The organism is Pseudoalteromonas sp. AWM4_233 (assembly GCF_056158285.1).
In genome coordinates this window covers 89-17,314 of sequence record NZ_JBSWSZ010000159.1, presented here as the reverse complement: position 1 = coordinate 17,314, position 17,226 = coordinate 89, and the positions used below count along the sequence as shown (strand labels likewise).

28 protein-coding genes and 5 pseudogenes are annotated in these 17,226 nt (G+C 51.4%); 23 read left to right on the top strand and 10 right to left on the bottom strand.

Annotated elements, in window-relative coordinates; genetic code table 11:
• Positions 1–791: 791 nt before the first annotated feature.
• Together ACXAC4_RS28380 and ACXAC4_RS28375 are read right to left on the bottom strand one after the other, a co-directional pair.
• The gene (locus ACXAC4_RS28380; RefSeq protein WP_475168778.1) at positions 792–1,055 is read right to left on the bottom strand and encodes a hypothetical protein; all 264 of its coding nucleotides are present in this window, start codon (positions 1,053–1,055) and stop codon (positions 792–794) included.
• 41 nt (positions 1,056–1,096) lie between these two features.
• A complete protein-coding gene (locus tag ACXAC4_RS28375; RefSeq protein ID WP_475168774.1) occupies positions 1,097–1,597 on the bottom strand; it encodes a hypothetical protein in 501 nt (166 codons plus the stop codon).
• Positions 1,598–1,759: 162 nt separating this feature from the next.
• On the opposite strand from ACXAC4_RS28375, the pseudogene ACXAC4_RS28370 reads away from it, so the two are divergent.
• Together ACXAC4_RS28370 and ACXAC4_RS28365 are read left to right on the top strand one after the other, a co-directional pair.
• A pseudogene (locus ACXAC4_RS28370) lies at positions 1,760–2,910 on the top strand (ATP-binding protein); the annotation flags it as partial.
• Positions 2,911–3,851, top strand: a pseudogene (locus ACXAC4_RS28365) (alpha/beta fold hydrolase).
• On the opposite strand, the gene ACXAC4_RS28360 reads toward ACXAC4_RS28365, so the two are convergent.
• Positions 3,830–4,738, bottom strand: coding sequence for a cation diffusion facilitator family transporter (locus ACXAC4_RS28360; protein WP_475168769.1), 909 nt, complete (start codon positions 4,736–4,738; stop codon positions 3,830–3,832). The pseudogene ACXAC4_RS28365 and the gene ACXAC4_RS28360 sit on opposite strands and share 22 nt — an antisense overlap.
• 101 nt (positions 4,739–4,839) lie before the next feature.
• Here ACXAC4_RS28360 and trmL point away from each other — a divergent pair, with 101 nt between their 5' ends.
• The 6 genes from trmL (at position 4,840) to ACXAC4_RS28330 (ending at position 7,652) form a co-directional block, all read left to right on the top strand.
• On the top strand, positions 4,840–5,304 hold the full coding sequence (trmL, locus tag ACXAC4_RS28355) for a tRNA (uridine(34)/cytosine(34)/5-carboxymethylaminomethyluridine(34)-2'-O)-methyltransferase TrmL (protein WP_054550977.1): 465 nt from the start codon (positions 4,840–4,842) through the stop codon (positions 5,302–5,304).
• A gap of 102 nt (positions 5,305–5,406) precedes the next feature.
• A complete protein-coding gene (locus tag ACXAC4_RS28350) occupies positions 5,407–5,610 on the top strand; it encodes a hypothetical protein (RefSeq protein ID WP_475168765.1) in 204 nt (67 codons plus the stop codon).
• Positions 5,597–6,310, top strand: coding sequence for a diguanylate cyclase domain-containing protein (locus ACXAC4_RS28345; protein WP_475168763.1), 714 nt, complete (start codon positions 5,597–5,599; stop codon positions 6,308–6,310). The genes ACXAC4_RS28350 and ACXAC4_RS28345 overlap by 14 nt, the downstream gene beginning before the upstream one ends.
• Before the next feature lie 18 nt (positions 6,311–6,328).
• Positions 6,329–6,616 carry a hypothetical protein gene (locus ACXAC4_RS28340; RefSeq protein ID WP_475168761.1) on the top strand — a complete coding sequence of 96 codons (288 nt, stop codon included), beginning with the start codon at positions 6,329–6,331 and terminating at the stop codon, positions 6,614–6,616.
• Complete coding sequence (locus tag ACXAC4_RS28335; protein ID WP_475168758.1) at positions 6,585–6,929, top strand: EAL domain-containing protein; 345 nt, start codon at positions 6,585–6,587, stop codon at positions 6,927–6,929. Before ACXAC4_RS28340 ends, ACXAC4_RS28335 begins: the two co-directional genes overlap by 32 nt.
• A gap of 93 nt (positions 6,930–7,022) precedes the next feature.
• Positions 7,023–7,652: an aldo/keto reductase gene (locus ACXAC4_RS28330; RefSeq protein WP_475168755.1), complete on the top strand. Its 630-nt coding sequence runs from the start codon at positions 7,023–7,025 to the stop codon at positions 7,650–7,652.
• Between the two features lie 125 nt (positions 7,653–7,777).
• On the opposite strand, the gene ACXAC4_RS28325 is transcribed toward ACXAC4_RS28330, so the two are convergent.
• Positions 7,778–8,218: a helix-turn-helix domain-containing protein gene (locus ACXAC4_RS28325; protein ID WP_475168754.1), complete on the bottom strand. Its 441-nt coding sequence runs from the start codon at positions 8,216–8,218 to the stop codon at positions 7,778–7,780.
• Between the two features lie 195 nt (positions 8,219–8,413).
• Positions 8,414–8,575, bottom strand: a complete 162-nt coding sequence (locus tag ACXAC4_RS28320; RefSeq protein WP_475168753.1) for a hypothetical protein — start codon at positions 8,573–8,575, stop codon at positions 8,414–8,416.
• Between the two features lie 483 nt (positions 8,576–9,058).
• Between ACXAC4_RS28320 and ACXAC4_RS28315 the strand changes: the two genes are divergently transcribed.
• The 8 genes and pseudogenes from ACXAC4_RS28315 to ACXAC4_RS28280 all read left to right on the top strand — a co-directional run bounded on the left by ACXAC4_RS28315 (position 9,059) and on the right by ACXAC4_RS28280 (position 11,124).
• A complete protein-coding gene (locus tag ACXAC4_RS28315; RefSeq protein ID WP_475168751.1) occupies positions 9,059–9,277 on the top strand; it encodes a 3-keto-5-aminohexanoate cleavage protein in 219 nt (72 codons plus the stop codon).
• Positions 9,278–9,476: 199 nt separating this feature from the next.
• Positions 9,477–9,587, top strand: coding sequence for a hypothetical protein (locus ACXAC4_RS28310; RefSeq protein ID WP_475168780.1), 111 nt, complete (start codon positions 9,477–9,479; stop codon positions 9,585–9,587).
• Positions 9,562–9,750, top strand: a pseudogene (locus ACXAC4_RS28305) (3-keto-5-aminohexanoate cleavage protein); the annotation flags it as partial. The gene ACXAC4_RS28310 and the pseudogene ACXAC4_RS28305, both read left to right, overlap by 26 nt.
• Positions 9,751–9,784: 34 nt before the next feature.
• Complete coding sequence (locus ACXAC4_RS28300) at positions 9,785–10,072, top strand: 3-keto-5-aminohexanoate cleavage protein (protein WP_475168749.1); 288 nt, start codon at positions 9,785–9,787, stop codon at positions 10,070–10,072.
• Complete coding sequence (locus ACXAC4_RS28295) at positions 10,069–10,353, top strand: lipocalin family protein (RefSeq protein ID WP_475168747.1); 285 nt, start codon at positions 10,069–10,071, stop codon at positions 10,351–10,353. The genes ACXAC4_RS28300 and ACXAC4_RS28295 overlap by 4 nt, the downstream gene beginning before the upstream one ends.
• Before the next feature lie 37 nt (positions 10,354–10,390).
• Positions 10,391–10,630 (top strand): lipocalin family protein, encoded by a 240-nt coding sequence (locus ACXAC4_RS28290; protein ID WP_475168746.1) that lies wholly within the window; start codon positions 10,391–10,393, stop codon positions 10,628–10,630.
• Positions 10,631–10,642: 12 nt separating this feature from the next.
• Positions 10,643–11,002: pseudogene (locus ACXAC4_RS28285) on the top strand (3-hydroxyacyl-CoA dehydrogenase NAD-binding domain-containing protein).
• Positions 10,978–11,124, top strand: coding sequence for a 3-hydroxyacyl-CoA dehydrogenase NAD-binding domain-containing protein (locus ACXAC4_RS28280; protein ID WP_475168744.1), 147 nt, complete (start codon positions 10,978–10,980; stop codon positions 11,122–11,124). The pseudogene ACXAC4_RS28285 and the gene ACXAC4_RS28280 overlap by 25 nt, the downstream one beginning before the upstream one ends.
• Here ACXAC4_RS28280 and ACXAC4_RS28275 read toward each other — a convergent pair.
• Positions 11,063–11,206 (bottom strand): hypothetical protein, encoded by a 144-nt coding sequence (locus ACXAC4_RS28275; protein WP_475168785.1) that lies wholly within the window; start codon positions 11,204–11,206, stop codon positions 11,063–11,065. The genes ACXAC4_RS28280 and ACXAC4_RS28275 overlap by 62 nt on opposite strands.
• Here ACXAC4_RS28275 and ACXAC4_RS28270 point away from each other — a divergent pair.
• The 3 genes and pseudogenes from ACXAC4_RS28270 to ACXAC4_RS28260 all read left to right on the top strand — a co-directional run.
• Positions 11,166–11,273, top strand: a pseudogene (locus ACXAC4_RS28270) (hypothetical protein); the annotation flags it as partial. The gene ACXAC4_RS28275 and the pseudogene ACXAC4_RS28270 sit on opposite strands and share 41 nt — an antisense overlap.
• 31 nt (positions 11,274–11,304) lie before the next feature.
• Positions 11,305–11,472 carry a hypothetical protein gene (locus ACXAC4_RS28265; RefSeq protein WP_475168782.1) on the top strand — a complete coding sequence of 56 codons (168 nt, stop codon included), beginning with the start codon at positions 11,305–11,307 and terminating at the stop codon, positions 11,470–11,472.
• 15 nt (positions 11,473–11,487) lie between these two features.
• Positions 11,488–12,132 carry a thioesterase family protein gene (locus ACXAC4_RS28260; protein ID WP_475168740.1) on the top strand — a complete coding sequence of 215 codons (645 nt, stop codon included), beginning with the start codon at positions 11,488–11,490 and terminating at the stop codon, positions 12,130–12,132.
• Between the two features lie 146 nt (positions 12,133–12,278).
• Here the strand turns inward: ACXAC4_RS28260 and ACXAC4_RS28255 are convergent, their stop codons facing one another.
• Together ACXAC4_RS28255 and ACXAC4_RS28250 are read right to left on the bottom strand one after the other, a co-directional pair.
• On the bottom strand, positions 12,279–12,557 hold the full coding sequence (locus ACXAC4_RS28255; RefSeq protein ID WP_475168737.1) for a hypothetical protein: 279 nt from the start codon (positions 12,555–12,557) through the stop codon (positions 12,279–12,281).
• A gap of 80 nt (positions 12,558–12,637) precedes the next feature.
• Positions 12,638–12,988, bottom strand: a complete 351-nt coding sequence (locus ACXAC4_RS28250; protein WP_475168734.1) for a hypothetical protein — start codon at positions 12,986–12,988, stop codon at positions 12,638–12,640.
• Between the two features lie 266 nt (positions 12,989–13,254).
• Between ACXAC4_RS28250 and ACXAC4_RS28245 the strand changes: the two genes are divergently transcribed.
• The 3 genes from ACXAC4_RS28245 to ACXAC4_RS28235 all read left to right on the top strand — a co-directional run bounded on the left by ACXAC4_RS28245 (position 13,255) and on the right by ACXAC4_RS28235 (position 15,024).
• On the top strand, positions 13,255–13,461 hold the full coding sequence (locus ACXAC4_RS28245; RefSeq protein ID WP_005658022.1) for a DUF2061 domain-containing protein: 207 nt from the start codon (positions 13,255–13,257) through the stop codon (positions 13,459–13,461).
• Positions 13,454–14,455 carry a fatty acid desaturase gene (locus ACXAC4_RS28240; protein ID WP_009176225.1) on the top strand — a complete coding sequence of 334 codons (1,002 nt, stop codon included), beginning with the start codon at positions 13,454–13,456 and terminating at the stop codon, positions 14,453–14,455. Before ACXAC4_RS28245 ends, ACXAC4_RS28240 begins: the two co-directional genes overlap by 8 nt.
• 104 nt (positions 14,456–14,559) lie before the next feature.
• Complete coding sequence (locus ACXAC4_RS28235; RefSeq protein WP_475168729.1) at positions 14,560–15,024, top strand: hypothetical protein; 465 nt, start codon at positions 14,560–14,562, stop codon at positions 15,022–15,024.
• Position 15,025: 1 nt separating this feature from the next.
• Here the strand turns inward: ACXAC4_RS28235 and ACXAC4_RS28230 are convergent, their stop codons facing one another.
• Entirely contained in the window at positions 15,026–15,250 is a 225-nt protein-coding gene (locus ACXAC4_RS28230; RefSeq protein WP_475168728.1) for a hypothetical protein, read from the bottom strand.
• On the opposite strand from ACXAC4_RS28230, the gene ACXAC4_RS28225 reads away from it, so the two are divergent.
• Positions 15,245–15,403: a hypothetical protein gene (locus ACXAC4_RS28225; protein ID WP_475168727.1), complete on the top strand. Its 159-nt coding sequence runs from the start codon at positions 15,245–15,247 to the stop codon at positions 15,401–15,403. The genes ACXAC4_RS28230 and ACXAC4_RS28225 overlap by 6 nt on opposite strands.
• Positions 15,404–15,547: 144 nt before the next feature.
• Here ACXAC4_RS28225 and glgB read toward each other — a convergent pair whose 3' ends face one another.
• Positions 15,548–16,885, bottom strand: a complete 1,338-nt coding sequence (gene glgB / locus ACXAC4_RS28220; protein WP_475168722.1) for a 1,4-alpha-glucan branching enzyme — start codon at positions 16,883–16,885, stop codon at positions 15,548–15,550.
• Between the last annotated feature and the right edge of the window lie 341 nt (positions 16,886–17,226).

Here is a 17,226-nt window from a genome sequence, read left to right as displayed (position 1 = left end):
CATTACCCAGGTTACAGGTTACTTGTACTTGATAGCACCAACCTGATGTGGATGCTTAATAAAAGATTATCAGCAAATAGATCTGTTATTTTATTATGATAGTAGCTTAGCACTATTATCAGGAGTTATCTATACTTTGATTCAAGCCGGAAAAAGAAGAACAATAAAAATGGTTCCTCGTAAAGGGACTGGCATTTCTTTTTGTAACCTTTCCCATTTGGGATCGTATATAAGCAGAAGGGGTTGATAGAGGTGAATCATATTGAAGAATGCCCAGGGTGCAAAGGTACTGAATTTGCGGAAGGCACCGACTTCATGCCGGTTAAACCATTAAATAAAAAACTTTCAGCAGGATCCTTAGAAAATCTATCGCTTTTGTTTAAATGGTAGAAGTGGTTTCTATTAGAGTTGAGAATCCAGGCAAGTTTAGAAGCCGGTGATAGAAGAAAATCTTCGATGAGCCGAAAACCAGGAAGCGAAGAGAAAAATGGTCGCCATGAGCGCTTGATGAAGCCGAAAACCAGGAAGCAAGAGAAAAAGTGTCGCCATGAGCGCTACATGAAACTGAATTTCAGGTAATAATATGAACCATTGATGAATCGCTTCCGCCAGCTCTCCATTTCTTCCGGGTTAGTGGTAAATCAATGTACAGCTGCGCATCTTGGTTAAAAGTCATCAAAGTCGATGGATGTTAAATCAGTAATTTGTTTATTCGGGTATTTTAATGTATTTGTATGGATGAGATGTGTTTGGCCGTCGGCTTAAGGCGGCAGTTATTCAAGAAATATACTTCAAGCGTCTTCAGCAGGCTGGTTTGGCTTTCCAGGTCTTTTTTCTGCAGCTTCAGAGAGATCTTCATTTACATATTTAGTCATGCTGTTATGCTGTGCGATAGGTTCTAAATACCGGAATACCCACAGCTTTTTATTATATTCATAAGGCAATTCTTCAGGCGATCCAATGAATTTGGCGGCTTTGATAACCTCCAAAGCCTCTGCATAGCTTTTGCGCAGTTTTAAGATGGAGGAATATTCTCCTCCAATTCCTGCGTGCACACACCTTCGATCTGAATCGGCGAAGGACGGTATTGGTTAATTCATGTGCGTCTTTCTGCCAGGCCTGCCAGGGTGCAGGGGCAACTCCATGCCTTGATCATGACGATAATTTCATGCTGGTTTGTAAATAATAACGCCAGCCGGATGGCTGAGGGCATTCGCAAACAGCCCGACGGTTTCATTCGATTCCGCAAATATCTTCCTTCATATCCGCCTGCACTACCGTAAATACATTGATGATAAAGGCCTCCGGGAGGACGAATTCTGACATTCGCCGCTTCCCATTTGATCTGATCTTCCGTCTGATAGGTACGATCAATAATCTTTTGATAAAATTGATGTTTTTCTTCTTCTTTGCGCAGTTTTTTCAGGTTTTTCTGATATAATAGCTTTCCAATATGGAAGGAAACATCATGCAGAAAGCTCATTTCGCTTTCAGATACAAACTCTTCTATTTCCTGAACCCAAATAAAACCCAGTATCTGCTCTTTGTCACATTTTGCACTCACAACCACGCGCTGGTTAACGCCTATTTCTTCCATTTTCTTAACTCTAAAAGGCTCAGGAATTGAGGTGCTGAAGCGTTGAAACCTTTGTCCTCTCTTAACCTTAGCAATACGTAACTGAACGAAGTCAAGTCAGTTACGTATTGCTAAGGTTAACCGATCCTTGTGGCTTCTAACTTCCAGCACCTGGTTTAATCTCATCCGCGCTTATCTAAGCATAAGTTATTGTACTTAAATGGTGAGGTGCATGGTGTTGAAATGCTTAGCGAGCCTGTATCCAAAGAGATTGATTTAAGCTTGCTTAACTTTACCAAATATATGCGCCCGCAAATTATTTTTACCGATAAATACCAAGCTTATGGACCGATAGCATTAAATGTGCCTGAAGGTAAGTTTTATCTTTATGAGATTGATGAAAAACGTAAAAAACCGTTTTTTGTCAGCCTTATGGCTAATGCCAATTTGGCTAAAGCTACTCATTGCTTTAATCGCCTCATTGATGCTGAGTTTCTTCTTTAGCCGCAACTTAATTGCACCCATTAATAGTTTAAAAGAAACCGCAAAAAAACTAGCTCATGGCGATTTAACAGCTCGTGCCGATGTATCTCCTACTCGTCAAGATGAGTTAGGTGTACTTGGTCGTGACTTTAATACCATGGCGGTTCAACTTGAGCAGCTTATTAGCGCTCAAAAACGACTACTAGCAGATATTTCTCATGAACTACGCTCACCATTAACGCGCTTAAAAATGGCCACAGGCCTTGCACAAATGCAAGCTGATGACGCTCAACACGCTTATTTAGAGCGTATTGAAAAAGAGGCAAATCAGCTTGATAAAATGATTGCCGATGTCCTTCAAGTTTCTCGCTTAGAGGCCAAAAGCCAAACCCTAGCGTTGAGTACGCAGTCTTTACAAGTGATTGTTGATCATGTTCTCAACGATGCTCAATTTGAAGCCAAGCAAAACAATAAAGAGCTTATTGTCAATGGTACACTCACTTGCCGATTTAAAATGCGATGAAACCTTAATAGCCAGCGCACTTGAAAATGTACTACGCAATGCCATTAAATACGCAGAACATTCAATCTCAATAGGCTTAGTTGAATCAGATGCTATTTACATTACTGTTTGTGATGATGGTAAAGGTGTTGATGAAGCGAACCTTGCAAGGCTATGTGAACCCTACTTTCGCCAAGAACATGCTCGCGATAGAAACACTGGGGGCACAGGCTTAGGTCTTGCAATTGCAAAAGATGCTATCTCAGCACATGATGGTACACTAACACTTGAAAACCAAGAACATGGCGGACTATGCGTAAACATCCGTCTCCCAATTAAGAGTGAGTAAATGTTTTACAGTAGCGAAGCAAGTCTTGTTAGTAACCTACCTAATATTAACCAGTTTTTTTCTGAGCAATTAAAGCAAGACTTTCGTGAGCACCGCTCATGGCAAGCTTTATTACGGCTATGCTATTCCTCAGCAAGCAAAAACGGCCATCGTTATCAGTACTGGCCGTATAGAATCTCTAGTTAAGTACAAAGAGTTGCTTTGGGAGCTATATCAAAATGGTTTTGCGGTTTTTAGTGTTGATCACCAGGCAAGCCACTATTATCGTCATCTAAAAAATACTCATAAAGGCTATGTAAACCGTTTTACTGATTACGCAAATGACTTTGCTGTATTTATAGAAAAAGTAGTGCAGCAACACTGGCAAGGAAAGCAGGTTTTGCTTGGCCACTCTAATGGGCAGTGCCATTGCCTATGATTACCTGTCGCGTTATCAACATCAATTTGCAGGTGCTTTTTTATCAGCGCCGATGTTTGATATCTATACTAAAGGCACGCCAAAGCCTGTAGCAAAACTGGCTGCTAAAATTGCATCCTTACTTGGTCTTGGCCGCAGTTACGCATTTGGCCAAAGCGATTATTTACCCGTCGACTTTGCAGCTAATGAACTAACCAGTAGTGAAATTCGATATAAGCTGTTCAGAGAGCTGTATGCAGCAGAAGGTGATTTACAACTAGGTGGCGTCACCTATGGTTGGCTTAATGCGTCGTTTGATTTTATTGCCTCTTTAGTGGATAAAAAAGTCGATATTCCTTTGTTTATCGCCAGCGCAGAGCAAGATACCGTAGTCGATAACGCTGCGCAATTTGCACTTACTCATAGACAAAAGCAAGCACAAATAAAAAGCTACGCAGGTGCTCGCCACGAGTTATTGTGTGAACGCGACGAGATCAGACAAGCAGTACTCTGTGATTTTTATCAATTTTGTGCAGAACTTTGACGTGTTTTGTTAACTACTGAAAGTGGGTCTAAGTGCATTAAAATATCCATTTCGCAATCAAAATGCGTTTGAATTAACGCTTCTACTTCATCAGCAACTTGATGTGCTCTTAATAATGATAAAGAGTCTTCCAGCTCTAAATGCATCTGAATAAACTTAATTTTACCACCTTGGCGGGTGCGAATATCATGGGCGCCAAATACGTCTTGATGACTATTCACAATGGCGAGTATCTCAGCTTTTTCTTCATCTGGCAGCTCTGTATCCATTAAATGATCAGCACTGTCACGAGCAATGTCCCAACTGTTATATAGTAAGTAAACAGCCACACCTATAGCAAACAAAGGATCAGCATAAGCAACACCGTACTTAGCTAACACAATTGCCAGTAGTACGGCCAAATTTAAGATTAAATCGCCTTTGTAATGAATCGAGTCAGCTTTAATGGCAATGGATTCGGTGTGGTTGATCACCTTAGTTTGCACAAACACCACCACGAGCGTACAAACAATAGCGAAAATACTGACCCAGATACCAAGGTCAGAATGCTTTAAAGTTACCGGATTAAATAAGCGCTCAATACCATGAAACGCCAAGAAGCAACCAGAACCTGCTATAAAAGCGGCTTGTGCAAGCCCTGCTAATGCTTCGGCTTTACCGTGACCAAAGCGATGATCGTCATCAGCAGGACGCAGTGCATAACCAAGCACTAAAAAACTCATCAGTGATGCGGTGATATCCATTAACGAATCAGTTAAAGAGCCCAGCATTGATGCCGAGCCAGATGCAAGCCATGCCCAGCTTTTTGCAGCAATCATTAAACTTACCATAACAATGGTGACTAGACTCGCTGTTTTAACCCAAAACTCGTAACTACGATGCTGCACAACAACTTACCTTAAGTGAGTAACTGTATTGAGTATATCATCTTTTCTTTCTAGTTCGTGTATACTCAGCAGCAGATCAAATCCTTTAAAATGAGATTCACATGCTTGATATTGTGTTGTACCAACCAGAAATTCCACCAAACACGGGTAATATCATTCGCTTATGCGCAAACACAGGTTATGCGTTACACCTAATTGAACCACTTGGTTTTGAGTGGGATGATAAACGTGTAAAGCGAGCTGGCCTTGATTATCATGAGTTTAGCCATGTACAGCGCCATGCCTCGTTTGAAGCATACCTTGAAAAATGCCAACCAAAAAAAGTCTATGCTTGCACAACAAAGGGCAGCCAATTTCATCATCAAGCACAATACCAACCCGGCGATTGTTTAGTGTTTGGCCCAGAAACGCGTGGCTTACCTGATGAACTCATTCAATCATTACCGAAAGAACAACGTGTACGCATTCCAATGCAAAAAGACAGCCGTAGCATGAACTTATCTAACTCAGTGGCTGTATTTGTTTATGAATCTTGGCGTCAATTAGGGTTTGTGAACGGTCAATAATGCACTGAAAATGTGATTTAAAATTATCCACTAATTATTTAGCACGACCTTTTTTAATATACTAATCTAAAAGGGCTGATTTAATACTTTAGATGGAAAGTAATGCGTATTTTCACCCTAGTGTGCTGTATCATTTTACTGTTACAGCACTTTGCCAGTGCTGCAACAGTTTTCACTTCCAACCCACCGATTGCTTTAACAAGTTATGTTATCACCGCAGCACTTACCTTGTTATTACTCATCGCAGTAGTGATAATTATTAGTATTGCTCTACAGCGTAAAAAGACAGAGATTGGTTTTTGTTGATGCGTTACTTTCAAAATCGAAAGACGCTGTCTGGGTTACTGATGATGAGTTCAATATCATTGAGGTTAATAGAACATTTAGCGAAATCTCAGGTTTTAGCGAGGATGATGTCATCGGTAAACGATTTAAAGCACATACATCTAATGGCCGTGACCAACAATTAGAAGCAATTATAAAGCAAGAGCTTATAGATGATGGCTATTGGTCTGGTGAAATTTGGAATGTTCGTAAAAATGGCAAACCCTACGCCCTTGATTTATCCATTACTAAAATTACGACTTCACGCTTTTTCAAAAAGTCTGTTCGCTATGTCGGAGTATTTTCAGATATAACAGCCCGTAAGAATAACGAGCGCACGATGCTCAGAGTCACAACCAAAGATACTGTCACTGGTTTATCAAACCGCGCCATTTTTATAGAGTCGCTCGAAAAAGCGATTAAAGCCTGTAACGACACATACCCAAGCTTGCTAATCATATTTATCGACCTAGATAACTTCAAAAAAATAAACGACTCTTTGGGGCATACTGTTGGAGATGTTTTATTAAAAGAAGTTGCTTGCCGTCTTACTGGCGCACTCAACTCAGCTTTTACCATTGCAAGACTGGCGCAGATGAATTCGCGATTCTTGTGCCGCCCTATCTCTACTCAGGTAAAACGGTATTCTTCGCCAAAAAGACCGCAGACATCGCGCTGCTAGCAATTCAAAACCCCTTTTATGTTGGATGGTTTTGAGACTTCGCTATCTGCCTGTTGCGGCCTTGCTATCTATCCAGACAACGCCTATAACTGCGAAAACTTAATGCGCAGCGCAACCAGTGCTTTGAATCATGCTAAGAAAATGGGCCATAATACATATCAATTTTTTGATAAAGACCGCCACACACTCGACCCAACCGAGTTAACCAAAGAAAGCGCTTTATTTAGAGCTATCAACAACAATGAGTTTGAGCTTTATTTTCAGCCTAAGTTTGATGCCCAGACACAGCCAGTTATACGGCTTTGAAGCATTAGTTCGCTGGCCACAAGAAGATGGCAGCGTGATTAACCCCGACGAGTTCATTCCGCTAGCTGAACAAAATGGTGCCATTATTCCGCTTACCCAATTACTAATGGAACAACTACTTAATCAACTGGCACAGTGGCGAAAACAAAACATTTCGTTTGGTAATGTAGCTATTAATATTTCAGCCCTACACTTTCAACAAAGTAGTCTTATAGAAACACTCGTTGATAATTTGGCTAAATTTGACGTCCCAGCACATTGCTTAGAACTCGAGATTACAGAAAGCGCCATGATGGAAGGTGCTGGAAGTTAGAAGCCACAAGGATCGGTTAACCTTAGCAATACGTAACTGAACGAAGTAGACGAATAACGCTAACTATTGCTAAGGTTAACAGGTTACTCCTCCGTGAGTCTGACAGCACCTATCACGGCCCAGACCATCGGGGCAACGATCGAAGGCTCGCTGCGCCGGCTGCGGACGGAATGCATTGATCTCTACCAGTTTCACTGGCCCAACCGCGGCAGTTACATGTTCCGGCAGAACTGGAACTATGCACCGTCCGGGCACAACACCAATGAGGTGTTGGAGAACATGCAGGAATGCCTTGAGGCGTTGCAGCAGCAGGTCGACAAAGGCAACATCCGTGCTTTTGGTCTGTCGAACGAAAGCGCCTGGGGCACCGCGCAATGGCTGCGTCTGTCCGAGCAGATGGGCACCCCGCGCGTGGCATCCGTTCAGAACGAGTATTCCTTGCTGTGTCGCCACTTTGACACGGACATGGCCGAATTGAGCGTGCATGAGGATGTGGGCCTGATGGCGTTCTCTCCGCTGGGGGCCGGGTTCCTGACGGGCAAGTATCAAGGCGGGGCAGTGCCCAAGGGATCGCGCAAATGGATCTGGTGCCGACAATGGGTGGACGTAAGTACGATGCGCGTGTTCGGGGCGGTCGATGCCTATCTGGAGGTTGCTGCAACGATCATGGTCTGGACCCGGTTCATATGGCGCTGGCGTGGTGCCGGACGCGGCCCTTTATGATGTCCGCCATTTTCGGGGCCACCACAGTGACGCAGTTGAAACACATCCTTGCCGGAAAAGATTTGCGAGTTGTCAGATGAGGTTTTGACCGAGATTGGTCAGGCGCATCGCGCGCATCCCATGCCCTATTTAATGACGGGAGGGGGCGCTGCCCCCGCCTGCCCGTACCGAGCGGCTCCCCCGAGGTATTTATAAAAAGCTGAAGAGGCCAGATGAAGCAGATGGCCGGCGTGGCAGTTGGCCTGCGTCGTCGGGTAGTTTGCGTAAGCGATCTCTGTTCCGCGCTGACGTGATTCGCGGGCCGACAGGCCGTGCGCCGTGCGGAAGGCGCGGGCAAAGCTGGATTGCGAGGCAAACCCGGTCGCCAGCTGCCATCGTCCATGAGGGGCATGTCTGGTATCGGTGACTAGACGGCGCGCCTCGGCCAGGCGCAGTTGCAGGTAGTGATCCTGCGGCGTGGTGTTCAGGCGCAGGCGGAACTGCTGCTGCAGGGTCCGAGGGCTGGTGCCAAGCGTCTCGGCAATGTCGGCCAGCGGAAGGGGGTCTTCCAGAGCCAAGACTTCCATGAGGGAATTTGCTTTGGCGGTCAGTGCGGTGTGGCGATGTGGTGGCACCGGTACGGCTCTGTGGTTTGCGCTCGGGCTGGAGCGCTACCGTCGTAGAGGAACAAGCCCGAGACGCGGGCGGCAAAGCCACGCACCGTGGCGCGCGGCGATGATGTGCAGCATCATCTCGACCGCGGGCGATCGCGCCGCCTGAGGTCAGGCGGTTTTCGGATACGGTGAATCGGTCGGGGCGGCACGTCGACCGTCGGGGAAGCGGGTGGCGAAATTATCCAGATCTTCCCAGTGCGTGGTGGCAGCGTGGCCGTTCAGCAGTCCGGCCTCGGCGAGCAGCCAGGGACCGCCATCGATCCCGGCCATGGTGGCACCGGTGCCCGCGATGCGGCGCAGACCGGCAAGCAGGCTTGGGCGTAGCGTGGCGGGCTAGTCGAAACCCGGCGACGACGATCATCAGGTCGCAGCCTTGCAACCGGGCCAGAGGCACGCCGGGAACCATCAGCGCCGCTGGTCAGCATCGCGGGCCTCGGCGGTCGCGGTTACATAGTCCCAGTCAAATGCCGGGCGATCCGGCCAGCCGGTTTGCCGCGCGCATTGGGTCAACGGCGGATGCGAAAGCTGAGCGTGTTGCATTCGTCCAGAACCAGCACCGCCGTTTTCAGGGCGCGATGTCTCAGGCTGCAATATGTTTTTTGCGGATTTCATCAAGTTCGATTCGCATTCTGCGCAAGCTGTTGTTCCCAAGGCTGCGTCGAGAGTCTGGGGTGAACGCAAATCGGAATCCGGGGAGAAGCCTGAGGATAAGCCAGTGGCGACAACCGGGTATAACTAGAGGGAAAATCACCAATGCCTCTGGCAATGAACCGCGACGTCTTCATCACCTGCGCCGTTACCGGCTCGGGCGGGACGCAGGATCGCAGCCCGCATGTGCCGCGCTCGCCCAAGCAGATCGCAGATAGCGCGATCGCTGCCGCCAAGGCAGGTGCCGCCATCGTTCACTGCCATGTGCGCGACCCTGAAACCGGCGCGCCCATCGCGTCGACCTGGACCTGTATCGCGAGGTGACCGACCGTATTCGCGACGGCCGAGGTCGACGTGGTTCTGAACCTGACTGCCGGCATGGGCGGCGACATGGTGTTTGGCCCGACCGAGAGCGCCGTCTGCCGGTGAACGAGGACGGGCACCGACATGATTGGTGCCGCGGCACGCGGTGGCGCATGTGGCTGAATGCCTGCCGGAGATCTGCACTCTGGACTGCGGCACCATGAACTTTGCCGAGGCCGATTACGTTATGACCAACACGCCCGGCATGTTGCAGGCGATGGGCCGGATGATGACGCGATCTGGGCGTGAAGCCCGAAATCGAGGCCTTTGACACCGGCCATCTGTGGTACGCCAAGCAATTGGTGAAGGATGGCATCCTGGAGGCAACCCGGCTCTGGTTCAGCTGTGCATGGGCGTGCCGTGGGGTGCGCCCGAATGACCTGAACACCTTTATGGCGATGGTCAACAACGTGCCGGACGATTGGACCTGGTCAGCGCGTTTTCGCTGGGCCGCGAACCAGATGGCCTATGCGGCAGCAGTCGGTGCTGGCGGGCGGCAATGTGCGCGTCGGGCTGGAAGACAACCTGTGGTCTGGACAAGGGCGTGCTGGCCGAAAACTGGCAGTTGGTCGAACGGGCTGGGACCATCATCTGAAAACATGGGCGCGCGTGATCATCGGTGCTCAGGAAGTGCGTGAGAAGCTGGGGGTTGAAGAAACAGGCTCCTGTGGCAAGGTAAATGGGGGACTCCCCACCGGGGGACAGGCGTTTCGGGTGAGAACCCGAAGCACATGCCCCCGGAGGCCCAGACCATGATCACATCCGCTGTCCGCACCACATTCGCTGTATCGCTTGCTGTTTTGACCGTCTCAACATCGGCGCAGGCAGGGGGCTATCGCGATACGGATGTGCCGCTGACAGTGCAGGAAGATCTGGACCTCTCGCGCTACCTTGGCAAATGGTATGAAGTCGCACGCTTTCCCAACAATTTTGAGATGGGGTGCGAAGGTGTCACCGCAGAATATAGCGCACTCCCCGAGGATCGCATCAAGGTGGTGAACGGCTGGCCACAAAGGGGGGCTGAACGGTCCGATTGATACCGCCGAAGGCGTGGCGCGCGTCACAGGGCCGGGCATGCTGGAGGTGAATTTCGTCCCATGGCTGCGGATCTTGCCGTTTACCTGGGGGGATTATTGGGTGCTCAACGTGGACACAGAATATGAGGTCGCGGTGATCGGCACCCCAAAGGGCAAGCACGGCTGGATCTTGGCCCGCACGCCCGAAATCAGCGCTGAGCAACTGACCGAGGCGAAATCGGTCCTGCGCGACAATGGATATGACATCGGGGCCTTGGAAATGGTGCCCCGGAACTGAGGACAACGGGATATGACAAAAACGGCAGCGGTACTGGGCGGCGGAGTGATAGGCGGCGGCTGGGCCGCGCGGTTCCTGCTCAATGGTTGGGATGTGCGGGTGTTCGACCCGGACCCAGAGGCGGAGCGCAAGATCGGCGACGTACTGGCCAACGCGCGCCGTAGCCCTGCCGGGGCTGGGGAATGTGGCCGCTGCCGCCAGAAGGTACGCTGACGCTTTCACGCCGACAATCGAGGCGAGCCGTGGCAAGGGGTCGACTGGGTGCAGGAAAGCGTGCCAGAGCGGCTCGACCTGAAGCAAAAGGTCTACGGCGGATTGCAGGCGCACTGTGCCGCCGGGCGCGGTCATTGGCTCATCGACCTCGGGCTATAAACCCTCGCAACTGCAGGACGGGTTCACAGACGCCGACGCAGATCGTCGTCGCGCATCCGTTCAACCCGGTCTACCTGATGCCGCTGGTGGAGCTGGTGCACCACCGATGTGAACACGCCTGAGGTGATCGCCAAGGCCAAGGAGATCATCAGCGTCGATTGGCATGTATCCCGCTGCATCGTCAAGAAAGAGATCGATGCCCATGTCGGCGGACCGCCTGCTGGAGGCGGTCTGGCGCGAGGCGCTGTGGCTGGTCAAGGACGGCATCGCCACCACCGAGGAACTCGACAATGCGATCCGCTATGGGCTTTGGCATCCGCTGGGCGCAGATGGGTCTGTTCGAAACCTACCGTATCGCCGGTGGAGAAGCCGGGATGAAGCACTTCCTCGCGCAGTTCGGGCCGGCGTCTGAGTGGCCCTGGACCAAGCTGATGGATGTGCCCGACGTTAATGACGCGCTGGTTGACTGATTGCGGGGCAATCCGATGCGCAATCCGGGCAGCATTCCATTCGCGAGCTGCAGGTATTCGCGACGACAACCTTGTTGGGATGATGCGGGCGCTCGGGCGCAGAATGACTGGGGCGCGGGGGCGCTTCAGAACGCCCATGATGCGGCGCGCATGTCCGAGGCGGGTCTTGCACGCAGTCTCGATGAGGTTGCGGATATCAGCCAGCCGATCCTCACCCAGAGCCGCGTGGTGCCGCTCGACTGGACCGATTACAACGGGCATATGACCGAGAGCCGCTATCTGGACGCCTTTGCGCAATCCACCGACCGGCTGATGGAGATCATCGGCTGTAATGCCGAGTATATCGCCTCTGGCGGCAGCTATTTCACCGCCGAGACCCATATTCGCCACATCGACGAGGTTCACGCGGGCGACCCCATTCAGGTCAAGACGCGGGTCATTATGGGCGCTGGCAAAAAAATGCACCTCTGGCACGAGATGTACGAGGGGGAGCGTCTGTTGGCGACGGCGGAGCATATGCTGTTGCATGTGGACCTGAAGACCCGCCGCTCCGCCCCGCCTGCTGCGCAGATCGAGGCCAATCTGACACGGATTTCTGAGGCGCATGCCGCTTTGCCTGCCCCCGAAGGTCTTGGCCGCGCCATTGGGGCACCGCGCTAATTCAGGCGTTGTGCTGGGGCGATGCATATCATGATCAGGTCAATGCATCTGCATACTCACCTGCGACAACGAGATCAGGGTTCGGGCCGAAGGCCCGGACCGCGCTCGAGCCTTACCTGGAGGGTGTTCCTGCCGGGTTACGTGGATCACTGCCCGATCTGCGCTCTCAATGCGCCAACGCGCCGGGGCATTTGTCGGGCAGTGATATCGGCCTCGCGCACCAGCCGATCAAAATGGCCAGTGTAGGTCTCCACCCGTTCACGGTCGCGAAACGCCATGTAGTGGCTGCCCGCGTAAAACACGCATAAGAGCGGGCCAAAAATCGTCAGCGGCGAGGAGTACAGCCGTTTGGCATCATAGAGATAGATCCGCAACCGCGGGTAAAGCTGCGTGGTCAGCCGTTCCAGATGCTCCGTCTGTTCCACTTCTGATTTCGGCAGACGGCCCCTCGTAGTAGCCTACGCCTTTGGCAAAACTGTCGATCTCGTAGATCGGCATCGCGATCTCATAATCCGACCCTGCCTGCCGCATCCATGCCAGCCGATCCTCGGAATGCCCCGATGGCCTGATCGGCAGTACGCCCCAAATGTGGCGCATATTCCCATTCCAGCACCGCGCGGGTTTTTAGCGTATCCGGCAGGGTCGCAGGCACATGGCGGATTTTGTACCCCGCTGCCTCGCGGTGCCGTTCATAGATACGCTCATCCACCAGCGCGCGGGGCGCTTCGGTCATGGCAATCGAAGACGCCAGCAGTTCCGCCGCCGCGCTTTCCGGCCGGTCCGACAGGCTGAGCAGCCAGTCCGCCGACACGCCGAGCGCCGTTGCACAGGCCCCAACCACATGCGCATTGGGCAAACGCGCGCCCTCATCGGTCAGGAGCTGCGAAGATTGTGGAGCCGATCCACGCCAGTGGCCCGCGCCAGCGCGCTCTGGCTCAGGCTGCTGTCGCGCAGCGCGCGGTTCAGGCGGTCGCGGAACTGCGTCGCACGCAGACGCTTGTCGATATTTTCCCTCATATGGTGACAAATATCACATCTGATGAGTTTTGTTAATCACATACAGAATTTCGCACAGCCTGCGGATCGCCTAGCCTGAGTGCATATCAAACATCGGAGGAACTCATGGAAACGCGCGGGCGCTCCCTCGTGAAGGCTGTTGTGTGGAATGTGATTGGGCTGATCTCAATGACCGTGGTGGGTTTTGTCGCCACCGGGTCATTCAGCGCAGGGGGCCTGATGGCCGGGATCAACACCGCGCTGGGGTTCACAACCTATCTAATTTACGAACGCGTTTGGGCTGGCATCCGTTGGGGGCGGCACCATGCATGACATGAGCGCCATAGAACTGGACGACCAGACGGTGGCCCTGCCACTGATTGCGCCGGACCTCGATCCGGCTACAGCAGAGGCCAAGGCCGCGCTGCCGCAGCACCCGGAATGGGGGACCTTCCTGCTGATTGTGGTCTGCTATCTCCTATGGGCCGGAGCCGTTTTTGGGCTGGCGCAGATCTCGCAGACTTTGACGGTGGTGGGGGCAGGGCTGATGGTGGCGCTGCATTCCTCGCTCTGTCATGAGGTGCTGCATGGCCACCCGTTTCGCAGCCGGTCCCTGAACGAGGCGCTGGTGTTCCTGCCGCTCAATCTCTGTGTGCCCTATGGCCGCTTTCGCGACACGCATCTGGAGCATCACCGGGACGAAAACCTCACCGATCCATATGATGATCCGGAGAGCAACTTTCAGGATCCCCGGATCTGGGCAAGCCTGCCGAAATGGCGGCGAAACCTTTTGCGGGTGAACAATACGCTCTTGGGGCGGATCCTGTTGGGGCCGCTGATCGGGCAGGTGTGTTTTATGAAGACCGACTGGCGCCTTGCGCGGGACGGCGTGCCGGGCATCAAGCGGGATTGGGCCTTGCATGGGGTTGGAACGGCGCTGGTTTTGTGGCTCGTCAGTCTTTCCGCAATGTCCGTGCTCGCCTATCTTGCGGCGGCCTATATGGGGCTCGCGCTGCTCAAGATCCGCACCTATCTGGAACATCGCGCCCACGCAGATATGCATGGCCGGACCGCGATCGTCGAAGGGCGGGGCGTATTGGGCGCAGTGCTGGGATTTCTGTTCCTGAACAACAATCTCCATATTGTGCATCATCTCTATCCCGGCGTACCGTGGCACCAGCTACCGCGCCTTTATCATGAGCATCGCAGCAGATTTCAGCAGAGAAACGACGGCTATGTGCTGCCAAGCTACGCCAGCGTGTTTCGCCAGTTTGCCTTCCGCGCCAAAGATCCGGTGCCACATCCGCTCTGGAAATCCTCTGAGTAAAGGCGCATAAGGGCGGTATGCGATAGTATACTGTAAAGGTTGCCCGATGACCTCTCTGGATTCCCGTCACCCTCGCTGCGGCCAGTTTTCAGACCGTGCGCTTTATGCTGCAAAAGGTGCTGAGCAGCGTGACCCTGAGCGCGGCAGGCGCGACGTTTTCGCGTTTCGTCTATTCCGCGCCACTGATCCTGTTGCTGCTCTGGGCCTATGTGGCGGCCACTGGGGCTGAATTACCAGCGCTGAGCGCGCAGTTCTGGGGCTTTGCTACCATCGGAGGCCTGTCGCAAATTCTCGCCACGGTCTGCGTCGTGGCGCTCTTTAAGGAGCGCAATTTTGCGGTGGGCATAACCTTTAAGAAAACCGAGGTGATCCAGACGGCCATCGTCGGGCTGGTGGTTCTGGGCGATGAGGTCTCGCCACTTGGTTGGCTGGCGATCCTGATCGGATTGGCGGCGGTGCTGGTGCTCTCAAAAACCAAGAACGGACCCAAGGGGATCTGGCGCAGCTCACCGGACGCGCGCCGCTCCTCGGGCTTGGATCAGGGGTGCTTTTTGCCTTTTCCGCAGTAAGTTACCGTGGCGCGTCATTGCAATTGCGCGAGCCGGACGCGGTGCTGCGTGCGGCGGTGACGCTGGGCGTGGTGGTCTGTTTGCAGACCGCGATGATGCTGGTCTGGCTGGTGCTGCGCGATCCGGGCCAGATCGCCCGCGTTTGGGCCGCGCGCCGGGTGGCGGTCTGGGTGGGGCTGACCAGCATGGCGGTCGTTTTGCTGGTCTTCTTGCCTTCACCTTGCAAAATGCAGCCTACGTCAAAGCGCTGGGGCAGGTGGAGTTGCTATTGTCGCTGCTCGCGTCGCTGGTGTTCTTCAAAGAAGACGTCACCCGCCGCGAGATCATCGGCATGGCGCTCTTGGTGCTGTCGATCCTTGCCCTGATCCTCGCTCTTTGAAGTTGAGGGGTCTGATTTAAGGTGCTGTCAGACTCACGGAGGAGTAACCTGTTAACCTTAGCAATACGTAACTGAACGAGGTACACGACCAGTAAGAAAAATTACGTATTGCTAAGGTTAAATGGGATTTGTAATTTTCCTGCGTCAGCACCTCATTTTATTTAGTAACGATTTCTTTCCATGGACGACTTCGTCATGAGAAATCGGTAATACAAAGTTCTCGGAAAAGGCGTAATGAAGAGAAAAGGTAATTAAATTATGATGGTACTTCCGGTGGATCGGGTCCATTTCCATATACTTGAGCATGTCATTCATCCAGCCCATGTTCCACTTATAATTGAACCCGAGTCCGCCGATATGTGTCGGGGCACTGACAAGCGGCCAGGACGTCGATTCCTCCGCCATCATCAGCGTATCCGGAACTTCTTCAAAAACGGCTTTATTCATTTTTCTGATGAAGTCGATGGCTTCAATATTTTCACGCCCGCCGTATTCATTCAGCTCCCACTCTCCGTCTTCCTTACCGAAATCGAGATAGAGCATACTGGCAACAGCGTCCACACGCAGTCCATCCAGGTGATACTCTTTCAGCCAGTACACAGCATTGGAGATGAGAAAGCTCTGTACTTCGTTTCTGGCAAAATCAAACGTAAGCGTCCCCCACTGTGTTTTCTCAGCTTTACTAGGGTTGGCATATTCATAAAGCGCTTCCCCGTCAAACCTGCGAAGCCCGTGTTCATCCTTGCAGAAGTGGCCCGGTACCCAGTCCAATATGACACCGATTCCAGAATTGTGACATTGATCGACAAAATATTTGAAGTCATCCGGGGTGCCGTAACGGGAGGTCACGGAAAAGTATCCGGTCGCCTGATAGCCCCAGGAGCGGTCAAACGGATGCTCCGTCATGGGTAGAAGTTCGATATGGGTATAGCCGAGTTCTTTCACATAAGGAATCACCATATCTGCATATTCACGGAAATTGTAAAAAACCTCCGACTCTATGTACTTCCAGGACCCTAAATGAAGTTCATAGATCGACATGGGTGATTCATAGGGATTACGTCCTTTCCGCTGGTTCATCCAGTCATGGTCTCCCCATGCATAATCATCCAGCGGATAGACAACCGAAGCGGTATTTGGACGGAGTTCGCTTGGAAATGCATACGGATCAGCTTTCAAGCGGAGATGTCCGTGAGGAGTTAAAATTTCGTATTTATAAATCGTTCCTTTTTCCAGACCGGGAAGAAAGGCGATCCACACGCCGTTGTCATTGATCTTTTCCATTGGGTGTTCCCGTCCGTCCCAGTTGTTAAATGGACCGACGACACTGACCTTAACGGCGTTCGGAGCCCAGACCGCAAAACGGATGCCCTGCTCTCCGTTTCTCGTATCCGGATGAGCCCCCAGCAGTTTGTGGCTGTACCGGAGGTTCCCCTCATGGAATAAATAAATATCATGTTCTAAAGATGTATCCTGGACCACACCATCACTCCTCGTCTCAATAATCAAACTTTATGACTAGACCTGCTGCCTATCAATCAATTCGGAAACGTTTGTTATCTCCTATATTCATCATAAAATCACCTGTATAGATTTACAATTACAATTGATAAAAATATTCTGAAAAGTTTTGTCGAAAAATGTCGAATAACCATGGCATCCGTCCATTTGTTAATTTTTCGTTAAGAACCTTTATAAGTAAGCGTTTACATATTTTGTTCTATTCCCCGGCTCACAAAATTAGAAACCACCGATTCTCTGAGTCTATGGGCCCCCTCCTTTTAGGTGCTGACGCAGGAAGTTACCAAAGTCCATTTAACCTT

What these genes read in the sequence shown, in the direction of transcription:
- ACXAC4_RS28375 (WP_475168774.1), bottom strand. Translation starts at nt 1,597, where the DNA reads ATGGAAGAAATAGGCGTTAACCAGCGCGTGGTTGTGAGTGCAAAATGT.
- trmL (WP_054550977.1), top strand. Translation starts at nt 4,840, where the DNA reads ATGCTTGATATTGTGTTGTACCAACCAGAAATTCCACCAAACACGGGT.
- ACXAC4_RS28350 (WP_475168765.1), top strand. Translation starts at nt 5,407, where the DNA reads ATGCGTATTTTCACCCTAGTGTGCTGTATCATTTTACTGTTACAGCAC.
- ACXAC4_RS28340 (WP_475168761.1), top strand. Translation starts at nt 6,329, where the DNA reads ATGTTGGATGGTTTTGAGACTTCGCTATCTGCCTGTTGCGGCCTTGCT.
- ACXAC4_RS28335 (WP_475168758.1), top strand. Translation starts at nt 6,585, where the DNA reads ATGCCCAGACACAGCCAGTTATACGGCTTTGAAGCATTAGTTCGCTGG.
- ACXAC4_RS28325 (WP_475168754.1), bottom strand. Translation starts at nt 8,218, where the DNA reads ATGGAAGTCTTGGCTCTGGAAGACCCCCTTCCGCTGGCCGACATTGCC.
- ACXAC4_RS28320 (WP_475168753.1), bottom strand. Translation starts at nt 8,575, where the DNA reads ATGGCCGGGATCGATGGCGGTCCCTGGCTGCTCGCCGAGGCCGGACTG.
- ACXAC4_RS28315 (WP_475168751.1), top strand. Translation starts at nt 9,059, where the DNA reads ATGCCTCTGGCAATGAACCGCGACGTCTTCATCACCTGCGCCGTTACC.
- ACXAC4_RS28310 (WP_475168780.1), top strand. Translation starts at nt 9,477, where the DNA reads ATGAACTTTGCCGAGGCCGATTACGTTATGACCAACACGCCCGGCATG.
- ACXAC4_RS28300 (WP_475168749.1), top strand. Translation starts at nt 9,785, where the DNA reads ATGCGGCAGCAGTCGGTGCTGGCGGGCGGCAATGTGCGCGTCGGGCTG.
- ACXAC4_RS28295 (WP_475168747.1), top strand. Translation starts at nt 10,069, where the DNA reads ATGATCACATCCGCTGTCCGCACCACATTCGCTGTATCGCTTGCTGTT.
- ACXAC4_RS28290 (WP_475168746.1), top strand. Translation starts at nt 10,391, where the DNA reads ATGCTGGAGGTGAATTTCGTCCCATGGCTGCGGATCTTGCCGTTTACC.
- ACXAC4_RS28275 (WP_475168785.1), bottom strand. Translation starts at nt 11,206, where the DNA reads ATGGGCATCGATCTCTTTCTTGACGATGCAGCGGGATACATGCCAATC.
- ACXAC4_RS28265 (WP_475168782.1), top strand. Translation starts at nt 11,305, where the DNA reads ATGGGCTTTGGCATCCGCTGGGCGCAGATGGGTCTGTTCGAAACCTAC.
- ACXAC4_RS28260 (WP_475168740.1), top strand. Translation starts at nt 11,488, where the DNA reads ATGCGCAATCCGGGCAGCATTCCATTCGCGAGCTGCAGGTATTCGCGA.
- ACXAC4_RS28245 (WP_005658022.1), top strand. Translation starts at nt 13,255, where the DNA reads ATGGAAACGCGCGGGCGCTCCCTCGTGAAGGCTGTTGTGTGGAATGTG.
- ACXAC4_RS28240 (WP_009176225.1), top strand. Translation starts at nt 13,454, where the DNA reads ATGCATGACATGAGCGCCATAGAACTGGACGACCAGACGGTGGCCCTG.
- ACXAC4_RS28235 (WP_475168729.1), top strand. Translation starts at nt 14,560, where the DNA reads ATGCTGCAAAAGGTGCTGAGCAGCGTGACCCTGAGCGCGGCAGGCGCG.